Here is an 18,184-nt window from a genome sequence, read left to right as displayed (position 1 = left end):
GGTGCGCGGCGGTGTTTGTTGTCCCGTGGGGGGGGGGGGGGGCGGGGGGGGGGGGGGGGGGGGGGGGCGGGGGGGGGGGGGGGCCCCCCCCGGCGGGGTGGTTCAGGAGTAGACGGAGCCCAGGAGGCCGGCGAGCACGCCGCCCACGAGCGGGCCGGCGACGGGCACCCAGGAGTACGCCCAGTCGCTGGACCCCTTGCCCTTGATGGGCAGGAACGCGTGCGCGATGCGGGGCCCGAGGTCTCGGGCGGGGTTGATGGCGTACCCGGTCGGGCCACCGAGGCTGGCACCGATCGCGACCACGATGAAGGCGACGGCGAGCGGCCCGAGCCCGGACGGGGTCTTGCCCGAGACGACGACGAAGAACACCAGCACGAAGGTCGCGATGACCTCGGTGATGAAGTTCCAGGTGTAGGAGCGCACCTCCGGGCCCGTGGAGAACACGGCGAGCTTCGTGGCCCCGGGGGCCTCCTGGTCGAAGTGCTTCTTGTACGCGATGAACGCGAGCACGGCACCGATGATGGCGCCGATCATCTGAGCTGCGAAGTAGATGAACATGTTGCTCACGGTCGGCTCGATGGTGGCGGTGATCCGCCCCTCGGGCCCGGTGAGCGTGGCGAACGGCATGTCCGCGGTGTACAGCCCGAGCGTCACGGCCGGGTTGAGGTGAGCGCCGGACTTGTAGGCGGTGAAGACGCCCGCGAAGACCGCGAGGCCCCACCCGAAGTTGATCAGCAGCCAGCCGCCGTCAAAGCCCTTGGTCCTGGGCAGGATGACGTTGGCGACCACTCCGGCACCGAGCAGGATCAGCGTCGCGGTCCCGAGGATCTCGGACCAGAACGCCTGCATGATCAATGAGTCCATCGTCGGATCTCTTTCTCTTGAGGGACCTCGTTGTCCTCTCCGGGGTCGGAGAGAGCCCGCGACGGGCGGAGCCCTGCGGGAGACCGGCCGGGTATCCGGCCGGGGGCGGATCAGCCCCGCAGGGGCTGCATGGCGGCGACGTCGGCGGCTCGGAGGCGTACGGCCTCCGCGCTGGCGTCGTCGGGCTCGTCCTCCGCCGCGTCCTCGGCCTGGGCGCGGGCGGTGTAGGCGTCGATCTCGGCCTGCTTGGTCGCGTCGTCCCAGCCGAGCAGCGGCGCCGCGATGTCGGCGATCTCGGGCAGTGCGGCCAAGCCGCGGTCCGCGACCTCGTACACGAGGCGGGTGCGGTGCAGCAGCAGGTCCTCGAGGTGCAGCGCGCCCTCGTGGCTGACCCCGAAGTGGATCTCGGCGCGCAGGTACGCGGGGGCGCCCTCCAGCGGGCGGGCGAGCGACGGGTCCTGCTCGCACAGCTCCACGAGCTGGCGCAGCGACGAGCCGTACCGGTGCAGCAGGTGGTCGACCATCTGCGGCTTCCAGCCGTACTTGGCGGCCCAGGTGCGGGCGAGGCGGCGCGTGGCCTGCAGGCCGACGGCGCCCAGCAGCGGGATCTGGTGCGTGATCGACGGCAGCGCGGCGGCGCGCTGGCCGATGGCGAAGTCCACGGCGTCCTTCGCCATCACGCGGTAGGTGGTGAGCTTGCCGCCGGCGATGACGGTGAGGCCGGGCACCGGGCTGGCGACGGTGTGCTCGCGCGACACCTTGGCGGAGCTCGTGCCCTCCTTGGTGCCGGGCTGCAGCAGCGGGCGCAGGCCGGCGTAGGTGCCGATGATGTCGTCGCGCGACAGGGGGTGGGCCAGCACCGCGTTCGCATGGTCGAGGATGTAGTCGATGTCCTGCGCGGTGGCGACCGGGTGGGTCGGGTCCTGGGTCCACGGGGTGTCGGTCGTGCCGACCACCCAGTACCGGGACCACGGGATGACGAACAGCACCGACTTCTCGGTCTGCAGGATCAGGCCGACGGTGCCCTTGATGCGCTCGCGCGGGACGACGATGTGCACGCCCTTGGAGGCGAGCACCCGCAGGCCGCCGGTGTCGCCGGCGAGCGCCTCCGTGTCCTCGGTCCACACGCCGGTGGCGTTGATGACGTGCCGGGCGCGGACGGTGATCTCCTCGCCGCTCTCGAGGTCCGTGAGGACGGCGCCGTTCACCGCGCCGGTGGCGCCCTTGGTGAGCGCCACGACCTGGGTGCGGGACGCCGCGTGCGCGCCGTAGCTGACGGCGGTGCGCACGAGCGTGGACACGAGCCGGGCGTCGTCGACGGAGGCGTCCCAGTACTGCACGGCGCCGATGGCGGCGTCGTGCGCGAGGTCGGGGAACTTGGTCGACATCCGGCGTCGCGACAGGTGCCGGTGCAGCGGCATGGCGCGACGTCCCGGGGCGAGGGACGCGAGCGTGTCGTAGAGCGCGATGCCGGCGCCGACGTACGCGCGCTCCCACAGCCGGTGCTCCAGCGGGTACAGGAACGGCACGGGCTTGACGAGGTGCGGGGCGATGTCCTTGAGCAGGAGGTCGCGTTCGGTGAGCGCCTCCTTGACGAGGTGGAAGTCGAGCATCTGCAGGTAGCGCAGCCCGCCGTGCACCAGCTTGCTGCTGCGACTGGACGTGCCCGACGCCCAGTCCTGCGCCTCGACGATCGCGGTCGACAGGCCGCGGGTGGCGGCGTCGAGCGCGATGCCGGCGCCGGTGACCCCGCCGCCGACGACGAGCACGTCGAGCTCGCCGCTGGGGGTCTGGGAGCCCTTGAGCGCGGCGAGGGCCTGGGTGCGTGACTCGGCGGTGAGCCGGGTGGAGGCCATCGTTGTTCCTTCCGATCGACGACCCTCCCAGGTCAGCACCGCCAGCACGTCCGCGCAACCTGGGTGCACAAACGTGCAAGGGTGCATGCTGGTGGCATGGCGAGCTACCGGGAACGCGACGTGGTGATGGCCGCGACGATGTACTACCTGCAGGACATGAAGATGGAGACGATCGCGCGGCACCTGCGCACCTCCCGCTCCACCGTCTCCCGTCTGATCAAGCGCGCGCGGGACACCGGCGTCGTCGAGATCACGCTGCGGCCCGGCCCGTCCCGGGCGCCCGGCCTCGGTCAGGAGATCGCCGAGCGGCACGGCATCGACGCGTACGTGGTGCCCGTCTCCGACTCCGCCACCGACGACGACCGGCTGCAGCAGGTGTCCATCACCACCGCACGGCTCCTGGCGCGCTGGTTCGACTCCGACATGGTGCTCGGGGTGGCCTGGGGCACCACGCTCGCCGCGATCACCGAGCACCTGCCCCACAAGCCCACCCGCGGGTCCGCCGTCGTGCAGCTCAACGGCGCGGCCAACACCCGGACCTCGGGCATGAGCTACGCGGGCGACCTGATCTCCGGGTTCGGCACGGCCTTCGACGCGTCCGTCCACTACTTCCCCGTGCCGGCGTTCTTCGACTTCGCCGAGACGAAGGCCGCGATGTGGCGCGAGCGTTCCGTGCGCCGCGTGCTCGACGTCCAGGGCCGCGCCGACATCGCCCTCTTCTCCGTGGGCGCCCTCACCGGCGGCGTGCCCTCGCACGTGTACTCCGCCGGGTACCTCGAGGCCGACGACGTGGCCGTGCTGGACGCTGAGGGCGTGGTGGGCGACGTCTGCACCGTCTTCGTGCGCGCCGACGGCACCTACCGCGACATCTCCCTCAACGCCCGGGCCACCGGCCCCGTGCCCGCCGAGCTGCGCCGCATCCCGCGCCGGCTGTGCGCCGTCGCGGGGGCCAACAAGGTGGCGCCGCTGCGGGCGGCGCTCGCGGCCGGCGTCGTCACGGACCTCGTGATCGACGAGGTCACGGCCGCCGCGCTCGTGGAGGAACCGTGAACGTCCGTGCACCGGGACGCCCGCGCCGGGGCGGGGCGCCGACCGTAGAGTGACCGCGTGCTTCCGGAACCGCCCGGGGACCGCCGGCCCCAGGACCACGGCGCGTCGTTCGCCGTCCGCTCCGCGATGCCGGCCGACATGCGTGGGGTGCGCCGTCTCGTGGAGCCGTACGCCGAGCGGCGCATCCTCCTGGCGAAGGAGATGGTCGGCTACTACGAGGCGGTGCAGGAGTTCCTCGTCGCCGCGGACGTGGACGGGGGCGTCGTGGGGTGCGGCGCGCTGCACGTCATGTGGGACGACCTCGCGGAGGTGCGCACCCTCGCCGCCGACCCGGCCTGGCGCGGCCGCGGCGTGGGGCACGCGATCGTCGAAGGCCTCGTCGAGAGGGCGCGGCGGCTCGGGCTGCGCCGGGTGTTCTGCCTGACGTTCGAGGTCGGCTTCTTCCGCACCCACGGGTTCCGCGAGATCGACGGCACACCCGTCGACGCCGAGGTGTACGCCGAGCTGCTGCGCTCGCACGACGACGGCGTCGCCGAGTTCCTGGACCTGGCGCGGGTGAAGCCCAACACGCTCGGCAACACCCGGATGCTGCTCGAGCTCTGAACCGCCCGCCCGAGCGTCCGCGGCGGACCTAGGCGGGCAGGTGGTACCGGCCGGCGTCGTCCTGCTCGACGAGCCCGTCCTCGACCAGCCCGCCGAGACAGCGGTCGACCTGGCTCTGGTCGGGGCCGGAGTCGGCGAGCAGGGCGCGCGGCACGGGCTCGACGGCGGCGCGCAGCGCGGCCATGACGCGGCCGCGCACCTGGCGGTCGGTGCCGTGCCAGGCCTGCGTGCGACGGCGGTGCGCGTGGGCGTCGGGCGGGTGGCCGGCCGCGCGCCAGGCGCACAGGTCGGCGACCGGGCAGGCGCCGCAGCGCGGCGCGCGGGCGGTGCACACCACGGCGCCCAACTCCATCGACGCGGCCGCCCAGCGTGCGGCGGTCGCCTCGTCGGCGGGCACGACGCCCGCCGCGAGGCCGCGCTCCGCGGCCGTGGGGGCGGGCGCGCCGAGCGCGGTGCCCCCCAGCGTGCGGGCCAGGACGCGGCGCACGTTGGTGTCCACGACGACGGAGCGGCGCCCGAACGCGAACGCGCGCACCGCGGCCGCCGTGTACTCGCCGATCCCGGGAAGCGCCCGCAGGGCCTCCTCGTCGTCGGGGACCCCGCCGTCGTGCCGCGCGACGATCGCGCCCGCGCACTGCTGCAGGCGCAGCGCGCGGCGGGGGTAGCCGAGCCGGTCCCAGGCCCGCAGCACGTCGGCCGTGGGGGCGGCGGCGAGGTCGGCGGGCGTCGGCCACCGCTCCAGCCAGACCCGCCACACCGGCTCGACCCGGACCACCGGCGTCTGCTGCAGCATCACCTCGCTGACGAGCACGCCCCACGGCGTGCGGTCCGGGCGCCGCCACGGCAGGTCGCGCGCGGCGTCGTCGAACCACGCGACCGTGCGCGCGACGAGCGGGTCCGTGGTGTCCGGTACGGACGGCGCGGACGGCGTCGAGCGGAGCGGGGCGGGGACGACGGGCACGGCGCCCATTCTGGCCCACGACCTGACAGGCCCAGCGCGGGGTGTACCTCCCTGTGAGCCTGACAACTCGGCGGGTGCGGTTGGCGGCGGCGCGGCTCCGCCGCAGGTGGGGACACGCGTCGTACGGTGGCGCCGCGGCACGGATCGAGACGGAGGGGTGGCCCGTGGCACGTGCGGAGGACGGGCGTCGAGGTGGCAGCACCTCGCGTGGCTCCGGCGCGCGTTCCGGTGCGGGTCGCTCCGGCTCCTCGGGCGCGGGGCGGTCCGGCGGCGGGACGCGCAGGACGACGTCGGGTGGCGCCCAGGGCGCGTCGAAGGGCACCGCGAAGGGCACCGGCAAGGGCGCGTCCAGGAGCACCGGCAGGGCCGGCGCGAAGAGCTCGGCGCAGGGCGGCTCGCGCAGCGGCACCTCCAAGTCCGGCACTTCACGGGCCGGCACCTCACGGACCGGCGCGAACGTGTCCGGCCGCGCCTCCGGCGGCAGCTCGAGCAACCGGTCGTCGAGCACGCGGTCCTCGAGCACGCGGTCCTCGAGCACGCGGGGGACGTCGTCGCGCCAGTCGGGGACGCGGGCGCCGTCGTCCCGCGCGCAGGGCGCACGCCGGGGCGACCGCCGCGTCGCCACCGCGTCGCAGCTGGTGGCCCCGGGCGGTTCCCGCGCAGGCTCGCGCTCGGCGTCGTCCCGGCGGACGACGAGCCCCCGGTCGCGGAAGCCCGCGCCGCGCCGCGGCCGCCGTTCGCTGACCGTCTCCCTGCTGGTCGTGGTGCTGCTGTGCGGGGTCGGCGTCGCCGGCGGCTACGGCCTCGGGCAGGCGGTCGACGGCGCGCGGAGCCTGCTCGCCGGCCCGGAGAGCCTCCCCGCCGACAAGGTCGCGGCCCCCGAGCCCCTGAGCGTGGGCGGGCCCGCCACCACGTGCCGTGCCGACGCCGTCGAGCTCCGGCTCTCGTCGAGCGCGCCGACGGTGACGGCGGGGTCCCCGATGTCGTTCATGGTGCGCGTCACGAATGTGGGGCGGGTGCCGTGCCTGTTCGACGGCGCCGCCGCCAGCCGCGCGGTGACGATCACCGACGACACGGGCAAGGAGAAGGTGTGGTCGTCCGCGGAGTGCTCCGACGGCTCACGACCGCTGCTGCTCGGGCCCGAGGGTGTGGACGCCGGCGAGGTGCGCTGGACGTCGGTCCAGGGCTGCGGCAAGAAGGCGCCGGTCGTCGGGGCGGGCACCTACGAGGCGACCGCGTCCCTGGAGGACGTCCCGGGCGCGACCAGTGAGCCGCTGACGTTCACGGTCGCGGCGAAGGCGAAGGCGAGGACCACCCCGGAGCCGGGTGACGGCGCCGAGGGCGCGACCTCGGGTGCCACGGGCAAGGACGCGGCCGACGATGCGAAGTCCGACGATGCGAAGTCCGACGACGCGAAGTCCGACGACGCGAAGTCCGACGACGCGAAGTCCGACGACGCGAAGTCCGACGACGCCGAGGACGCCGCGGACCGTGCCGCGGACCGCACGACCACCTCGGACGAGAAGGCCGCGACGGACTGACGGTCCCGGGTCCGGGCGGCCCGTGGACCCGCCAGGCCCCGCTCGGGCGTCTGGCGTAGCGTGCCGGCGTGCTCGAACCCGTCCGCCCCGGCGACGTCCCGGACCTGACCGACTTCCTGCGCGGCGCCGACCTCACGGTGGCGGGGCTGACCGCGCCGGCGGTGCGCCTGTGGACCCGGCGCGACGACGAGGGGATCGCGGCGAGCGCGGGCTACGAGCTCAGCGCGGACAGCCGGCACGCGCTGATCCGCAGCACCGCCGTGCGGCCCGACCTGCGCGGGCGGGGAGCCGGGCTCGCGGCCGCGACGTTCGCCGTCGACCGGGCCCGGGAGTCCGGTGCGGCCACGGCGTGGCTGTTCTCGCGACGGTCGGGCCCGTTCTGGCAGCGGCTCGGCTTCACCCGCTCGACGACGGACGCACTCGCCGCGGCCCTGCCCGACGCGCAGCAGGTGCGGCTGTTCCGGCGGACCGGCCAGCTCGACCGGGAGGTCGCGTGGAGCCTCACGCTGCGCGGGTGAGACCGGTCGCGCCGGTCAGAGGGCTTCCGAACCCGTCGGACGGACGCCCCGTCAGACGTAGCGCTCCAGGATGCTGGACTCGGCGAGGCGGGACAGGCCCTCGCGCACGGCGCGGGCGCGCTGCTCGCCGACGCCGTCGACGGCCATGAGGTCGTCGACGCTCGCCGCGAGGAGCTTCTGCAGCCCGCCGAAGTGCCCGACCAGCCGCTCGATGATGGCGGCGGGCAGGCGCGGCACCTTGGACAGCAGGCGGTAGCCGTGGGGCGCGACGGCGGCATCGAGCGCCACCCCGCCGCCGGGCAGCTCCAGGACGCGGCCGATGTGGCCGAGGTCGAGCAGCTGCGCGGAGTCGAGGGCGGCGAGGTCGGCGTGCACGCCGGCGAGGGAGCGGCCGCTGCGTTCGAGCTCCACGTAGTCCCGGACGACGAAGTCGCGGTCGGCGCCGATACCGCCGATGAGCTCGTCGAGCTGGAGGGCGAGGAGGCGGCCGTCGGCGCCGAGCTCGACGACGTACCCGTCGATCTCCTCGGAGATGCGGCGCACCATCTCGAGGCGCTGGACGACGGAGCACACGTCGCGCACGGTGACGAGGTCCTCGATCTCCAGCGCGGACAGGGTGCCGGACACCTCGTCGAGGCGGGAGCGGTACCGCTCGAGGGTGGCGAGGGCCTGGTTGGCGCGGCCGAGGATGGTGTCCGGGTCCTCCAGCACGTGCCGGTGCGAGCCGACGTAGATCGCGATGATCCGCATCGACTGGCTGACGGAGATCACGGGCAGGCCGGACTGCTTGGCCACGCGCTCCGCGGTGCGGTGGCGGGTGCCGGACTCGCTGGTCTCGATCGACGGGTCGGGCAGCAGCTGCACGGCGGCGCGGCGGATGCGGGTGGCGTCGTGGTCGAGGACGCACGCGCCGTCCATCTTCGACAGCTCACGCAGCCGGGTGGCGGAGAACTGGACGTCCAGCTCGAAGCCGCCGGAGCACATCTGCTCGACCGTCTTGTCGAGCCCGAGCACGATGAGCGCGCCGGTGCGCCCGCGCAGGATGCGTTCCAACCCGTCGCGCAGCTCGGTGCCGGGGGCGACCGCGGCGAGGGTCTCCCTGAGCAGGGCATCGGAGTGCACGGAGGAGGGAGCCACGGGGGAATCCTACGACGTCAGGGGTCACTCGCCCCGGCGATCCGCCGATCGGACGCCGACCCCGGCGAGCTCGACCGCCTCGGCGAGGTGCCGGGCCTCGAGCAGCTGCATCCCGGCGGGTGCCTTGACCGACGTCCCGGCGGGGACGACGGCGCGCACGAAGCCCAGGCGGGCGGCCTCGCCGACGCGACGGTCCAGCCCGGTGACGGGCCGGATGTCGCCCGCGAGGCCCACCTCGCCGACCGCGACGGTGCCGGTGGGCAGCGGCTCGCCGGTGCGGGCCGAGACGATCGCGAGGGCGGTGGCGAGGTCGGCGGCGGGCTCGGTGACGCGCGCGCCGCCGATGGTGGAGACGTAGACGTCCTGGTCGGCGAGGCGCAGGCCCGCGTGCCGGTGCAGGACGGCGAGGATCATCGCGAGGCGCGACGACTCGACGCCGCTCGTCGTGCGGCGCGGGTTGGCGAGCGGCGACGGTGCGACCAGGGACTGGAGCTCCAGGGCGAGCGGGCGGCGGCCCTCCAGCGTCACGGTGACGCACGTGCCCGGCACGCCGGCGCCGAGGTGGGACAGGAACAGGCCGCTCGGGTCGCTGAGCCCGATGATGCCCCGCTCGGACAGCTCGAAGCAGCCCACCTCGTCGGTGGGGCCGTACCGGTTCTTCACGGCCCGGACCATGCGCAGCCGCGAGTGCCGGTCGCCCTCGAACTGGCACACGACGTCGACCAGGTGCTCCAGGGTGCGCGGCCCGGCGACGGTGCCGTCCTTGGTGACGTGACCGACCAGCAGGACCGGCACCTGGCGGGACTTGGCCACGGCGATGAGCGACGCCGCCACCTCGCGCACCTGGCTCACGCCGCCGGGGGCGCCGTCCACCTCGGCGGACGCGATGGTCTGCACGGAGTCGACGACCAGCAGGTCGGGCTCGTTGGCCTCGACGTGGCCCAGCACGGTGCCGAGGTCGGTCTCGGCGGCGAGCAGCAGCGTGGGCGCGAGCGCGCCCACGCGTTCGGCGCGCAGCCGCACCTGCCCCGCGGACTCCTCGCCCGTCACGTACAGGACGGTGCGCGCGTCGCGGCCGTCGGCGCCGCGCGCGTAGGAGGCCGCGACGTCGAGCAGCAGGGTCGACTTGCCGACGCCCGGCTCGCCGGCCAGCAGCACGACGGCGCCCGGCACGAGGCCGCCGCCGAGCACGCGGTCCAGCTCCGGCACCTGGGTGGGCGCGGCCTGCGCGGCCGCGACGTCGATGTCCCCGATCGGCCGCGCAGGGGCACGCCCCGGGCTGGTCGCGACCGTGCGCGGCCCGGTCGACGCGGGCCCCTCGTCCGTGACCGTGCCCCACTCCTGGCACTCGCCGCAGCGGCCCACCCACTTGGGGGTCGTCCACCCGCACTCGGTGCAGCGGTAGCCGGGGCGCGACTGCTTGGCGCGGGTGCGGGACGACGTCGTGGTGCTCACGTCGTCAGACGCTAGGGGGCGGCACCGACAGCGCCGTGCGCGACGACCGCGCGATGATGGCGGCATGACCTCCCCGGACGTGAGCCGGTTCCTGCACGACGGCCGCCTGGAGACGATGCCCCGGCGCCGGGAGCACCGCCGCGCGGTCGCACGCTGGCTCGCGCACGCGGCGCTGCCGGCGCTGCTCGACACCGTCGGCGAGCGGGAGCTCACCGACCGGCTGGCGCGGCTCGCCGACGACCCCGTCGGCGTGCGGCGGGCGCTGGTGGACCTCGGCGTCGTGCACCGCACCCGCGACGGCGCGGAGTACTGGCGCACGGAGGTCACCGAGTTCGACGAGGTCGGATCGGCCGACGACTCGGGCCATCGCACGCTGCATCTCGACGGCGACCGGGTCGACTCCATCGCCACGTTCTACGACGAGCTGAACCGCGTGTTCATGGCGGGGGAGGACTGGCGGCTCGGCCCGAGCCTCGACGCCCTGGACGACCTGCTGCACGGCGGCTTCGGCGCGGCGCACGGCGCGGATCGGCTGACCGTCGTCTGGCACGGGTTCGCCCGCTCGCGCGAGGCCCTGGGCTTCGCCGCGACGCGTGGGTACTACCGAGCAAAGGTCGCCGACCCGCGGTTCGACACCGCGCTGTTCCAGGGGCGGCTCGACGACCTCGAGGCCGGGCGTGGCAAGACCTACGCCGAGCTGGTCCTCGAGGTCTTCGCCGACCATCCCGACGTCGAGCTCGTCCTGCGCTGAGCACGCAGGGCCGGGTGGCGCCGGCGCGCGGGCGACCGACACGCGGCGGGCGGACGCGACGCATCCGGGAGGCCGCGCCCTAGGCTGCGTCGTGCACCGCCGCCGACCCCGCAGGAGGACATCGTGAGCCAGGCACGCACGGGCGGGAACGGCCGCCCGTCGCCGGAGGTGTTCCGGCGCCGGCGCATCGTGGTGGCGTCGGCCGCGGGCGCGCTGGTGCTGGTGATCGTGCTGCTGACGGCGTTCGTGTGGCCCGGGTTCGCGAAGGGCGAGCCGGAGCCGCAGGCCACGGTGACCGCGCCGGTGCCGACGCCGACGATCTCGCCCAGCGGGCGCCCGAAGGACCAGACGGCGTTCGTCAAGGCGCAGCCGGACTCGGTGCTGGCGCTGGCGCTGCGCGAGGTCACGGAGGACAAGTCCTGGGAGGACGACGCGGACGCGGTCGAGTCCTGGCAGCTCGTCTACGCGGACGGCGACGGCGAGGGCGCGACGACGGTCCAGGTGCACGCCGGTCAGTGGGAGGACGACGACGCGGCGACCGCCGCGTACGAGGCGCTGGTCAAGGCGGCGGGCGAGCCGACCGGCGAGGGCGAGGTCTCCGTCGACGGCAAGGCCACCGGCGCCTACGTGGTGACGCCCGGCTCCACGGAGGGCACCTCCGTCGTGACCTGGCGCAACGGCACCGCGGTGCTGCAGGCCACCGGCCCGGTGGACCTGGTCGAGGACTTCTACTCCGCCTACCCGCTGTAGCCCGGGAGCGCGGCCCGGACCGCCTGCGGCGACGTACCGTGGTGCCCGTGAGCGAGCAGACTGACGAGCAGGCCGGCGCCCCGACGGACCGGGTGGGCGGCGTGAAGATGGCGTTCCTCGGCACGGGGAACATGGGCGAGGCGGTGCTGGCGGGCGCGCTGTCCGCGGGGGTCGCGCCGCAGGACGTGGTGGCCACCTCGCGCCGGCCCGAGCGGGGGGCACACCTCACCGAGCGGTTCGGGGTCCGTGCGACGACGGACAACGTCGCCGCGGTCGAGGGCGCGCACGTCGTCGTCATCGGGGTGAAGCCCAAGGACGTGGGCGCGATGCTCGACCGCGTGGCCGACTCGCTCGAGCCGGGCGCCGTCGTCGTGAGCGTGGCGGCAGGCCTGCCGCTGTCGTTCTTCGAGCAGCGCCTGCCCGCCGGCACGCCCGTCGTCCGCGCGATGCCGAACACGCCCGCGCTGGTGGGCGCGGGGGTCACCGCCGTGGTCGGCGGCACGGCCGCCCGCGAGGACGACGTCGCGCTGGTCGAGCAGGTGCTCGCCGGCTCCGGACACGTCTTCCGGGTCGCCGAGAAGGACATCGACGCGTTCGGCGCGCTGGCCGGGTCCGGCCCGGCGTACGTGTTCTACGTGGTGGACGCGATGGCGGAGGCGGGCGTGCTGCTCGGCCTCACGCGCGACGTCGCCCGCCGGCTCGCCGTCGAGACCGTGCTCGGCTCGGCGAAGCTGCTCGACGAGACGGGGGAGCACCCCGTGCTGCTGCGCGAGAAGGTCTCCTCGCCCGGCGGCACCACCGTCGCGGCCCTGCGGAAGCTCGACGACGGCGGCGTGCGCGCCGCTTTCCTCGACGCGCTCGAGGCGGCGCGCGACCGGTCCCGCGAGCTCGCCGCCGAGCACGCCTGAGCCGGTCCGACGGGGGAGCGGTCGTGACGGGCGGTCGGGACGACGGCGGGGGCCCCGCGCGCCGGGGGAGGCGTCCCGCGGGTCAGGAGACCCGCGAGGTCGTGCTGGCCGGTGCGCGCCAGGAGTTCCTCGAGCGCGGCTACGAGGCGGCGTCCGTCCGCTCGGTCGCGCGGCGCGCGGGCGTCGACCCGGGCACAGTGCGGCACTGGTTCGGCGACAAGACGCACCTGTTCACCGCCTCCCTCGGCCTGGTCGACATCGACCCGGCGGCGATCGTGCGGGCGGCGGCCGAGGGCCCCGTCGAGAGCCTGGGGGAGCGGCTGGTGCGGTCGGTCGTCGAGGTGTGGGACACGGACTACGGCGAGACGGTGCGGCTGGTCGTCCCCGCGGTCATGTCCGACCCGGGGCTGCGCGCGCTGCTGCCGCAGTTCCTGGGCGCCGAGCTGCTCGGGCCGCTCGTGCGCCGGCTCGACGTCGACGACGCGCGCCTGCGCACCGCGCTGGTCGCGTCGCAGATGGTCGGTGTCCTCCTGACGCGGTTCCTCGTGCCGATCGACCCGCTGGCGACCCTCCCGCCTGCCCGGGTCGCGGCCCTCGTCGGCCCGACCGTGCAGCGCTACCTCACGGGAGACCTGCCCGAGGGCATTGCGCCCCGTGGGAGCGAGGAGCACAATTCCCCACATGGGGAATAGCGACGCCGCGGTGCGGGTCCGGGGGCTGCGCGTGGAGCGCGGCGGCCGGCCGATCATCGACGGCCTGGACGTGACGGTGCCCGCCGGCCAGGTGGTGGGCCTGCTCGGCCCGTCCGGCTCGGGCAAGACGACGCTGCTGCGCGCCGTCGTCGGCGTCCAGGCCCGCGTGACGGGCGAGGTGACCGTGCTCGGCGAGGCGGCCGGGTCGCCGGGCCTGCGCCGCCGCGTGGGCTACGTGACCCAGGCGGCCTCCGTCTACACCGACCTCACGGTGGTGCAGAACCTGCGCTACTTCGCCCGGCTCGCCGGCCTGCCCCGCGCGGGCGCGGAGGCGGCCGTGCGGCGGGCCGTCGCCACCGTCGACCTGGGCGGGCACGAGAAGCAGCGCGTCGGCACGCTGTCCGGCGGCGAGCGCTCCCGGGTCTCGCTCGCGGCCGCGCTGGTCGTCGACCCCGAGCTCCTCGTGCTCGACGAGCCCACCGTCGGCCTCGACCCCGTGCTGCGCCGCGACCTGTGGGCGATGTTCCGGCGGCTCGCGGGCGAAGGGCGCACGCTGCTCGTCTCCAGCCACGTCATGGACGAGGCCACCCAGTGCGACCGGCTCCTGCTGCTGCGCGACGGCGCCCTCGTCGCCGACACCACGCCGGCCGAGCTGCTCGCCACCACGGGTGCGCCCGACGCCGAGCGGGCCTTCCTCGCGCTCATCGACCAGCAGGCGGCGACGTCCGGCTCGACGACGGGGGAGGGCTCCCGATGACGCTGACCGCCACGACCGCGGGCCGCGTGCTGGCCCAGCTCCGGTTCGACCGTCGCACCGTCGCGCTCATCCTCGTGCTGCCGTGCCTGCTGCTCGGCCTCATCGCGTGGATGTTCGACGGCACGCCGGTGCTCGACCAGTTCGGCCCGATGCTCGTGGGGCTGTTCCCGCTGATCGTGATGTTCCTGGTGACGAGCGTCGCGACCCTGCGCGAGCGGCAGTCGGGCACGCTCGAGCGGCTCATGACGACGCCGCTGCGCAAGGGCGACTTCGTGGCGGGCTACGCGCTCGCGTTCGCTGCCCTGGCCCTGCTGCAGTCGCTGGTGGTCGTGGGCTTCGCGCTCGCCGTCGGGATGGACGTGCTCGGGCCGCTGTGGCTGGTGCTGGTCGTGGGGATGCTCGACGCCGTCCTCGGCTGCTGCCTCGGCCTCGCCGCCTCCGCCCTCGCGCGCACCGAGTTCCAGGCCGTGCAGATGATGCCCGCGGTGATCTTCCCGCAGCTCATCACCTGCGGGCTCCTCATGCCGCGCGACCAGATGCCCGAGGTCCTCGAGTGGCTCTCGCGCGTCTTCCCGCTCACCTACGCCGTCGAGGCGATGCAGACCCTCGCCGCCGGCGGCGAGTGGGCGGACGTGCAGGGCGCCGTCGGCGCCATCGCGCTGTTCATCGTCGGCGCCGTCGTCCTCGGCGTGGCCACGCTGCGCCGTCGCACCGCCTGACCTGCCGCTCGCAGGGTGGTCAGCGGAAGCGCGGGTCGTTCCCGGCCCGGGTGCTGACGACGAGCCCGAGCTCGTCGGCGACGTCGTCCCAGGCGACGTACGAGAACCCGGTGGCGTCGCCGCGGCCGGGATCGACGTCGGGGCCGGTCTCCGGCTCGTCGTGCGTGACCAGCAGGCCCTGGCGGTACGGGCCGACGGGGCGGTTCGTCACGGCCAGGCCGTCGGAGCCGTTGACCTCGTCCACGCCGTCCGTCCCCGCGACGCGAAAGGAACCGAGCGCCTGGTTGCGGCCCGTCGTGGAGTAGACGGCGTAGGTGTCGTCGCCCTGGCTGGACACGATGACGTACCCCGTGCGGCCTGGGCCGTGGTAGACGTCGACACCCTCGGCGTCGGCGGTGAGCAGGTCGCCGCCGAACGGGTTCGCGGCGACGGCCTCCTCCTGCGACGACCCGTCGGCGGGGGAGCACTCCTCGGTCCCGGGGTCGTAGGCGTCCTCGACGCCGAAGTCGGTGACCGTGTCGACGAGCCGCGGCTCGCCGGACCCCAGCGGCAGCGGCAGGCGCCACAGGCCGACGTCCTCCTGCGCGGCGTACAGCGTGCCGGTGCGCTGGTCGACCGACAGCCCCTCGAGCTGCGGGCCCACGCCCGGCTCCTCGCACGGCGTCCACGTGCCGCCGTCGGGCAGGTCGAACGACGCGGGCAGGTCGAGGCGGTCGACGTCCGCGTACCCGACGCTGCCGTCGGCGCGCGGGACGAGGCGGGCGGTCGCGACCGCCGTCGTGCCCTCCTGCGTGACGACCGCGTACGCCGCGCCGTCGCGGGGCTGCCACACCGCCAGCCCGTACGCGGTGTGCTCGGAGTCGACGCCGGCGCGGTCGGGCTGGAAGAGGAAGCCCTGCTCGGCCGCGGTGATCTCCGTGAGCGGCACGTCGGCGGCGGCGCCGTCCGGGTCGACGGCGAAGAACCGCAGCTGGTCGTTGTACCGGTCGGAGACGACGGCGACGTCCACCCGCTCGCCGCCCACGCGCAGGCCGTAGGTGAGGTCCACGTTGTTGAACCGGCCCGCGGCGCCGTCCGCCCGCGGCGCCGGGTCCGCGGCGAGCGACTGCAGCTCGCGTCCCGCCGTGTCGTACACGCGCAGGCCGCCCTCCTTCGCCGTCGCGAGGACCAGCGAGTCCCGGGAGTCGCCCGGGTGCACCCAGATCGCGGGGTCGTCGCCGGACGCGGCGCCGCCCGCCTCGTCGTCGTACAGCGGGGGCGTCTCGACGTCGGTCGTCACGGTCGCGACGCCGCGCCCGTGACCATCGCCGGGCCCGTGGCCGTGACCCCAGGCCGCGGAGGCGGGCACGACGGCGAGGGCGGGGAGCAGCAGCAGCGCGGGCAGGGCCCGTCGAGGGGATCGCATGGACCCCGAGCGTGCCGGGCGTCGTTGGCCGGGCGGTGGCGCCGGAATGAACGGTCGCCGAACACCCGCCCGGGTCAGGGCCGCGCGGAGAACCGCTCCAGCAGGTCGGCGTGGCCGGAGCAGACCAGCAGGTCGTTGGCGCTCACGCGGGTCTCGGGCGTCGCGTACTGGAACTCCACGCCGGGCGACTTCACGCCGATGACGGTGACGCCGTACCGCTTGCGGATGTCCGACTGCGCGAGCGTGAAGCCCTGCATCTCCTTCGGCGGGCGCATCTTGACGATGGTGAAGCCGTCCTCCACCTCGATGTAGTCGAGCATCTTGCCGCTCACGAGGTGCGCCACGCGGGAGCCGGCGTCGGCCTCGGGGTAGACGACGTGGTGCGCGCCGATGCGGGTGAGGATGCGGCCGTGCTCGGCGGAGATGGCCTTCGACCAGATCTGCGGTGTGCCGAGGTCCACGAGGTTCGCGGTGATGAGCACGGACGCCTCGAGCTCGGTGCCGACGCCCACCACGGCGACGCCGAAGTCCTTCGCGCCGAGCTGGATCAGCGCCTCCGACTCGGACGCGTCCGCCTCGACCAGCGGCAGCCGCCCGGACCACTGCGCCACGAGCTTCTCGTCGCGCTCGACGGCGAGCACGTCCTGCCCCAGCCGGTCCAGCGTCGTCGCGAGCGAGGAGCCGAAGCGGCCGAGGCCGATCACGAGCACGCCCGCGTCGCGCGCGGGAGCCTTCTTCTCCGCCACGGTTCTCCTCTGTCAGACGGGTCGTCGGTGCGAGGTCACCCGATGATCGGGCGCTCCTCGGGGAAGCGTACGATGCGACGCCGGTCGCGCAGGGCCAGGGCGCCGAGCAGCGAGATGACGCCCACGCGCCCCACGAACATCAGGCCGGCGAGCAGGTACTTCGCGCCGTCGGGCAGGGACGCGGTGACGCCGGTGGACAGGCCCACCGTGGCGTAGGCGGAGATCACCTCGAACAGCGCCTCGGACAGCCGCAGGTCGGTCATGCGCAGCAGCGCGAGGCACGACACGAGCACGGCGGTGGCGCCCACGAAGACCACCGCGATGGACAGCCGCAGGGTGTCGCGGGGGATGCGCCGGCCGAACACCTCGGTGTCGGCGTCGCCGCGCGCCTCGGCGACGATCGCGAGCAGCATGACGGCGAACGTCGTGACCTTGATGCCGCCCGCGGTCGACGCCGAGCCGCCGCCCACGAACATCAGGGCGTCGGTGAGGAGCCACGTCTCCTGCGTCATCTCGTGCACGGGCACGGAGCTGAAGCCCGCCGAGCGTGGCATCACCGAGGCGAAGATCGACGACAGGATCTTGGTGCCGAAGCTCTGGTCGCCGAACGTCGCGGGGTTGTTCCACTCCAGCGCGCCGATGAGCAGCGCGCCCGCCACGAGGAGCGCGAGGCTGGTGGTCACCGTCAGCTTGGTGTGCAGCGACAGGGCCCGCACCCAGTGCTTGTGCTTGCGGCGGCGATTGGTGATGACGTTGAGGATGACGGGGAAGCCGAGGGAGCCGATGAAGACGCCGAGGGCGATCGGCACCAGCACGAACCAGTCCGACGCGAAGGGCAGCAGGCCCTCGGGGGTGGGCACGAACCCGGCGTTGTTGAACGACGAGATGCCGTAGAAGAGGGCGTGCCACGCGGCCGTCCCGGCGTGGTCGCCGAGGACGAGGAAGCGGGGGAACAGCAGCAGCGACAGGATCAGCTCGATGCTGGTGGCCGTGATGATGATCGTCTGCAGGAGGGCGCCGACCTCGCCGAGCCGCTCCGTCTTCGTCTCCGAGGCGGTGAGGAGCTTCTGGGTGAGGCCCAGCCGGCGCGACACGGCGAGGCCGAGCAGCGAGGCGAGCGTCATCACGCCCAGGCCGCCCACCTTGATGCCGACGAGGATGACGACGTGACCGAACTCGGACCAGTAGGTCGCGGTGTCCTGCACGACGAGTCCCGTGACGCAGACGGCCGACGTCGCGGTGAAGAAGGCGTCGACGACGGAGGCGCCGCGGCCGGACGCCGTCGCCCACGGGGTCAGCAGCAGCAGCCAGATCACGGTGATGACGGCCGCGAAGACCGTCATCGCGAGGCGGGCGGGGTACTCGCGGGCCGCGCGGTTCGCCCATCCGCGCAGCGCGAGCGCGCGACCGCCCCAGCTCCCCGGCACCCTGTCCCCTCTCGCCCCTCAGTCGCTGGGCACAGCCTGCCACG

General features: G+C 74.6%; 18 protein-coding genes. 10 read left to right on the top strand and 8 right to left on the bottom strand.

What is annotated here, in order from left to right:
- Positions 1 to 102: 102 nt before the first annotated feature.
- Entirely contained in the window at positions 103 to 864 is a 762-nt protein-coding gene (locus ACFQ8E_RS11270) for an MIP/aquaporin family protein (RefSeq protein WP_430550630.1), read from the bottom strand.
- Positions 865 to 974: 110 nt separating this feature from the next.
- Positions 975 to 2,720: a glycerol-3-phosphate dehydrogenase/oxidase gene (locus tag ACFQ8E_RS11265; RefSeq protein WP_430550629.1), complete on the bottom strand. Its 1,746-nt coding sequence runs from the start codon at positions 2,718 to 2,720 to the stop codon at positions 975 to 977.
- Between the two features lie 96 nt (positions 2,721 to 2,816).
- Between ACFQ8E_RS11265 and ACFQ8E_RS11260 the strand changes: the two genes are divergently transcribed.
- Together ACFQ8E_RS11260 and ACFQ8E_RS11255 are read left to right on the top strand one after the other, a co-directional pair.
- Complete coding sequence (locus tag ACFQ8E_RS11260; protein ID WP_430550628.1) at positions 2,817 to 3,770, top strand: sugar-binding transcriptional regulator; 954 nt, start codon at positions 2,817 to 2,819, stop codon at positions 3,768 to 3,770.
- Positions 3,771 to 3,896: 126 nt separating this feature from the next.
- Complete coding sequence (locus tag ACFQ8E_RS11255; protein WP_430550772.1) at positions 3,897 to 4,373, top strand: amino-acid N-acetyltransferase; 477 nt, start codon at positions 3,897 to 3,899, stop codon at positions 4,371 to 4,373.
- A 28-nt stretch (positions 4,374 to 4,401) separates the two neighbouring features.
- Here the strand turns inward: ACFQ8E_RS11255 and ACFQ8E_RS11250 are convergent, their stop codons facing one another.
- Positions 4,402 to 5,343 carry an A/G-specific adenine glycosylase gene (locus ACFQ8E_RS11250; protein WP_430550627.1) on the bottom strand — a complete coding sequence of 314 codons (942 nt, stop codon included), beginning with the start codon at positions 5,341 to 5,343 and terminating at the stop codon, positions 4,402 to 4,404.
- Between the two features lie 155 nt (positions 5,344 to 5,498).
- On the opposite strand from ACFQ8E_RS11250, the gene ACFQ8E_RS11245 reads away from it, so the two are divergent.
- Both ACFQ8E_RS11245 and ACFQ8E_RS11240 read left to right on the top strand, forming a co-directional pair.
- On the top strand, positions 5,499 to 6,875 hold the full coding sequence (locus tag ACFQ8E_RS11245) for a hypothetical protein (RefSeq protein ID WP_430550626.1): 1,377 nt from the start codon (positions 5,499 to 5,501) through the stop codon (positions 6,873 to 6,875).
- Positions 6,876 to 6,943: 68 nt separating this feature from the next.
- Positions 6,944 to 7,393, top strand: a complete 450-nt coding sequence (locus ACFQ8E_RS11240; protein WP_430550625.1) for a GNAT family N-acetyltransferase — start codon at positions 6,944 to 6,946, stop codon at positions 7,391 to 7,393.
- Between the two features lie 51 nt (positions 7,394 to 7,444).
- Here ACFQ8E_RS11240 and disA read toward each other — a convergent pair whose 3' ends face one another.
- Together disA and radA are read right to left on the bottom strand one after the other, a co-directional pair.
- Positions 7,445 to 8,530, bottom strand: a complete 1,086-nt coding sequence (disA, locus tag ACFQ8E_RS11235; RefSeq protein WP_430550624.1) for a DNA integrity scanning diadenylate cyclase DisA — start codon at positions 8,528 to 8,530, stop codon at positions 7,445 to 7,447.
- A gap of 24 nt (positions 8,531 to 8,554) precedes the next feature.
- Positions 8,555 to 9,985 carry a DNA repair protein RadA gene (gene radA / locus ACFQ8E_RS11230; protein ID WP_430550623.1) on the bottom strand — a complete coding sequence of 477 codons (1,431 nt, stop codon included), beginning with the start codon at positions 9,983 to 9,985 and terminating at the stop codon, positions 8,555 to 8,557.
- A gap of 64 nt (positions 9,986 to 10,049) precedes the next feature.
- Between radA and ACFQ8E_RS11225 the strand changes: the two genes are divergently transcribed.
- The 6 genes from ACFQ8E_RS11225 to ACFQ8E_RS11200 all read left to right on the top strand — a co-directional run bounded on the left by ACFQ8E_RS11225 (position 10,050) and on the right by ACFQ8E_RS11200 (position 14,562).
- Positions 10,050 to 10,736 (top strand): DUF2087 domain-containing protein, encoded by a 687-nt coding sequence (locus ACFQ8E_RS11225; RefSeq protein ID WP_430550622.1) that lies wholly within the window; start codon positions 10,050 to 10,052, stop codon positions 10,734 to 10,736.
- A 123-nt stretch (positions 10,737 to 10,859) separates the two neighbouring features.
- A complete protein-coding gene (locus tag ACFQ8E_RS11220; protein WP_430550621.1) occupies positions 10,860 to 11,486 on the top strand; it encodes a hypothetical protein in 627 nt (208 codons plus the stop codon).
- Between the two features lie 47 nt (positions 11,487 to 11,533).
- Positions 11,534 to 12,394, top strand: coding sequence for a pyrroline-5-carboxylate reductase (gene proC, locus ACFQ8E_RS11215; protein ID WP_430550620.1), 861 nt, complete (start codon positions 11,534 to 11,536; stop codon positions 12,392 to 12,394).
- Between the two features lie 23 nt (positions 12,395 to 12,417).
- Complete coding sequence (locus ACFQ8E_RS11210; RefSeq protein WP_430550619.1) at positions 12,418 to 13,086, top strand: TetR family transcriptional regulator; 669 nt, start codon at positions 12,418 to 12,420, stop codon at positions 13,084 to 13,086.
- A complete protein-coding gene (locus tag ACFQ8E_RS11205; protein ID WP_430550618.1) occupies positions 13,076 to 13,843 on the top strand; it encodes an ABC transporter ATP-binding protein in 768 nt (255 codons plus the stop codon). Before ACFQ8E_RS11210 ends, ACFQ8E_RS11205 begins: the two co-directional genes overlap by 11 nt.
- Complete coding sequence (locus tag ACFQ8E_RS11200; protein ID WP_430547738.1) at positions 13,840 to 14,562, top strand: ABC transporter permease; 723 nt, start codon at positions 13,840 to 13,842, stop codon at positions 14,560 to 14,562. The genes ACFQ8E_RS11205 and ACFQ8E_RS11200 overlap by 4 nt, the downstream gene beginning before the upstream one ends.
- 19 nt (positions 14,563 to 14,581) lie before the next feature.
- Here the strand turns inward: ACFQ8E_RS11200 and ACFQ8E_RS11195 are convergent, their stop codons facing one another.
- From ACFQ8E_RS11195 to ACFQ8E_RS11185, 3 genes are all read right to left on the bottom strand, one after another.
- A complete protein-coding gene (locus tag ACFQ8E_RS11195; RefSeq protein ID WP_430550617.1) occupies positions 14,582 to 15,967 on the bottom strand; it encodes a phytase in 1,386 nt (461 codons plus the stop codon).
- A 74-nt stretch (positions 15,968 to 16,041) separates the two neighbouring features.
- The gene (locus ACFQ8E_RS11190) at positions 16,042 to 16,713 is read right to left on the bottom strand and encodes a potassium channel family protein (protein ID WP_430550616.1); all 672 of its coding nucleotides are present in this window, start codon (positions 16,711 to 16,713) and stop codon (positions 16,042 to 16,044) included.
- Positions 16,714 to 16,748: 35 nt separating this feature from the next.
- Positions 16,749 to 18,140, bottom strand: a complete 1,392-nt coding sequence (locus ACFQ8E_RS11185; protein WP_430550615.1) for a TrkH family potassium uptake protein — start codon at positions 18,138 to 18,140, stop codon at positions 16,749 to 16,751.
- Positions 18,141 to 18,184: the final 44 nt, after the last annotated feature.

This window comes from Isoptericola sp. NPDC056573 (genome assembly GCF_042793335.1).
Lineage (GTDB): Bacteria > Actinomycetota > Actinomycetes > Actinomycetales > Cellulomonadaceae > Isoptericola.
The sequence above is the reverse complement of the archived record's forward strand: the minus strand, read 5'-3'. Positions and strand labels throughout refer to the sequence as shown.

Coding starts and splice junctions, on each gene's coding strand:
- ACFQ8E_RS11255 (WP_430550772.1), top strand. CDS start 3,897: ATGCCGGCCGACATGCGTGGGGTGCGCCGTCTCGTGGAGCCGTACGCC.
- ACFQ8E_RS11200 (WP_430547738.1), top strand. CDS start 13,840: ATGACGCTGACCGCCACGACCGCGGGCCGCGTGCTGGCCCAGCTCCGG.
- ACFQ8E_RS11225 (WP_430550622.1), top strand. CDS start 10,050: ATGACCTCCCCGGACGTGAGCCGGTTCCTGCACGACGGCCGCCTGGAG.
- ACFQ8E_RS11260 (WP_430550628.1), top strand. CDS start 2,817: ATGGCGAGCTACCGGGAACGCGACGTGGTGATGGCCGCGACGATGTAC.
- ACFQ8E_RS11205 (WP_430550618.1), top strand. CDS start 13,076: ATGGGGAATAGCGACGCCGCGGTGCGGGTCCGGGGGCTGCGCGTGGAG.
- ACFQ8E_RS11195 (WP_430550617.1), bottom strand. CDS start 15,967: ATGCGATCCCCTCGACGGGCCCTGCCCGCGCTGCTGCTGCTCCCCGCC.
- ACFQ8E_RS11265 (WP_430550629.1), bottom strand. CDS start 2,720: ATGGCCTCCACCCGGCTCACCGCCGAGTCACGCACCCAGGCCCTCGCC.
- ACFQ8E_RS11250 (WP_430550627.1), bottom strand. CDS start 5,343: ATGGGCGCCGTGCCCGTCGTCCCCGCCCCGCTCCGCTCGACGCCGTCC.
- ACFQ8E_RS11270 (WP_430550630.1), bottom strand. CDS start 864: ATGGACTCATTGATCATGCAGGCGTTCTGGTCCGAGATCCTCGGGACC.